Raw genomic sequence first — 2,437 nt, forward strand, 5'->3', positions numbered from 1 at the left:
GTAAGCGTCGTCTGAGTACCGTCTGGTCCCGAATCCAGGATCCTGTAACTTAAGCACCCACTTATTTTGCAGGTGGACACCTCATGCGCGCTAAAGAAAGACTTCCCCGGAAACACTATTCCCCTGAATTCAAAATGGAACTGGTCAGGCTGGCTCTTGAAGAAGAAGGCAGTATTGCCGCACTGGCCCGGAAACATGACGTCAATGATAACCTGCTCTTTAAATGGATAAGGCTCTGGCAGCGTGAAGGGCGGGTCTGTCGGCCCCGAAAAAACTCATCGTCGCTTCCTGCCCTGATACCCGTGCAGCTTCAGGCGGGCTCTTCTCTCCCAACCTTCGAACTACCATCCTGCTCTCCTCCCGCTACCTGCCACATAAAATGTCGGGGAGGAGAAATAACACTGACTCATCCCTCTGCTGAACTCATGAGCACTGTCCTGCGCGAACTGATGCGGGGGCCGGTATGATAAATCTTCCCGCAGGCACAAAAATCTGGCTGGTTGCCGGTATCACCGATATGCGCAACGGCTTCAATGGCCTCGCCGCAAAGGTGCAGACCGCGCTGAAAGATGACCCGATGTCCGGCCACGTCTTCATCTTCCGGGGACGCAGCGGCAGTCAGGTAAAACTGCTCTGGTCCACCGGCGATGGTCTGTGCCTGCTGACAAAGCGACTGGAACGTGGTCGCTTCGCCTGGCCCTCAGCCCGCGATGGCAAAGTGTTCCTGACGCCGGCGCAACTGGCGATGCTGATGGAAGGTATCGACTGGCGACAGCCAAAGCGGTTACTGACATCCCTGACCATGTTGTAGCGCTCTTTATCCTGGTTGTCGCAGAATAAGCCTGGTAAAATACAGGCTTATGAACGATACCTCTTCTGACGACATCCTTCTGCTGAAACAGCGCCTGGCCGAACAGGAAGCGTTGATCCACGCCCTGCAGGAAAAGCTGAGCAACCGGGAACGCGAAATAGACCATCTGCAGGCGCAACTGGATAAGCTGCGCCGGATGAACTTCGGCAGTCGTTCCGAAAAGGTATCCCGCCGTATCGCGCAAATGGAAGCTGACCTGAACCTGCTGCAGCAGGAAAGCGATACGCTGACCGGCCGGGTGGATGACCCGGCAGTGCAGCGCCCGCTGCGTCAGACCCGCACCCGCAAACCGTTCCCTGAGTCACTCCCACGGGATGAGAAGCGGCTGCTGCCGACTGAGCCGTGTTGCCCGGAGTGCGGTGGTTCGCTGAGTTACCTGGGTGAGGATGCCGCCGAACAGCTGGAGCTGATGCGCAGCGCCTTCCGGGTTATCCGGACAGTCCGTGAAAAGCATGCCTGCCGTCGGTGCGATCGCATCGTTCAGGCCCCGGCTCCTTCGCGCCCCATCGAACGGGGGATCGCCGGACCGGGGCTGCTGGCCCGAGTGCTGACCTCAAAGTATGCAGAGCACACACCGCTGTATCGCCAGTCGGAGATCTATGCCCGCCAGGGTGTAGTGTTGAGTCGTTCTGTACTGTCGGGCTGGGTGGATGCGTGTTGTCGTCTGCTGGCACCGCTGGATGAAGCCCTTCAGCACTATGTCCTGACCGACGGCAAACTCCATGCTGACGATACGCCTGTCCCGGTGCTGTTGCCGGGCAATAAGAAGACGAAGACCGGGCGCTTATGGACGTACGTTCGAGACGACCGCAACGCCGGATCAGCGCTGGCCCCCGCAGTGTGGTTCGCTTACAGCCCGGACAGAAAAGGTATCCACCCTCAGACCCATCTTGCAGGCTTCAGTGGCGTACTGCAGGCTGATGCCTACGCCGGGTTCAACGAGCTCTACCGCGACGGCCATATAAAGGAAGCCGCGTGCTGGGCCCATGCCCGCCGAAAAATCCACGATGTTCACGTCCGTACCCCGTCAGTCCTGACGGAGGAGGCGCTGAAACGGATCGGCGAGCTGTATGCCATCGAGTCGGAGATCAGAGGTAAAAGAGCAGAGGAACGGCAGGCAGTCCGGCACCAAAAAGTGCTGCCGCTGCTGGCGTCACTGGAGGGGTGGCTGCGGGAGAAACAGAAAACCCTCTCAAGGCACTCAGAACTGGCGAAGGCGTTCGGGTATGCGCTGAACCAGTGGCCGGCGCTGATCCGCTATGCAGAAGATGGCTGGGTGGAGGTGGATAATAACATTGCCGAAAACGCCCTACGACGGGTCAGTCTGGGGAGAAAAAACTGGCTGTTCTTCGGCTCGGATCATGGTGGTGAGCGCGGTGCGTCACTGTACAGTCTTATCGGGACGTGCAAATTAAACGGCGTGGATCCGGAACGCTATCTGCATTATGTACTTGATGTCATCGCCGACTGGCCTGTGAACCGGGTGGGTGCTCTGCTCCCGTGGCGGGTTACTCTGCCTGCCTGACCAGCTTCACTTCGTCAATACGGTTCTCACTGCACGCTTAC

The 2,437-nt window shown here is 58.4% G+C and carries 3 protein-coding genes; all 3 read left to right on the plus strand.

Annotated elements, in window-relative coordinates:
- Positions 1 to 134 precede the first annotated feature (134 nt).
- Genes C6A40_RS25655 through tnpC form a run of 3 tightly spaced genes read left to right on the plus strand, consistent with a single transcriptional unit; the run spans position 135 to position 2,396 of the window.
- Entirely contained in the window at positions 135 to 467 is a 333-nt protein-coding gene (locus tag C6A40_RS25655; protein ID WP_050586387.1) for a transposase, read from the plus strand.
- Positions 464 to 811 (plus strand): IS66 family insertion sequence element accessory protein TnpB, encoded by a 348-nt coding sequence (tnpB, locus tag C6A40_RS24625; protein ID WP_000609174.1) that lies wholly within the window; start codon positions 464 to 466, stop codon positions 809 to 811. Before C6A40_RS25655 ends, tnpB begins: the two co-directional genes overlap by 4 nt.
- A gap of 49 nt (positions 812 to 860) precedes the next feature.
- A complete protein-coding gene (gene tnpC / locus C6A40_RS24630) occupies positions 861 to 2,396 on the plus strand; it encodes an IS66 family transposase (RefSeq protein WP_001000409.1) in 1,536 nt (511 codons plus the stop codon).
- The last annotated feature ends 41 nt before the right edge of the window (positions 2,397 to 2,437 follow it).

Origin of the sequence: Enterobacter sp. GER_MD16_1505_Eko_090 (assembly GCF_003331015.1) — a bacterium.
Taxonomy (GTDB): domain Bacteria; phylum Pseudomonadota; class Gammaproteobacteria; order Enterobacterales; family Enterobacteriaceae; genus Enterobacter; species Enterobacter roggenkampii.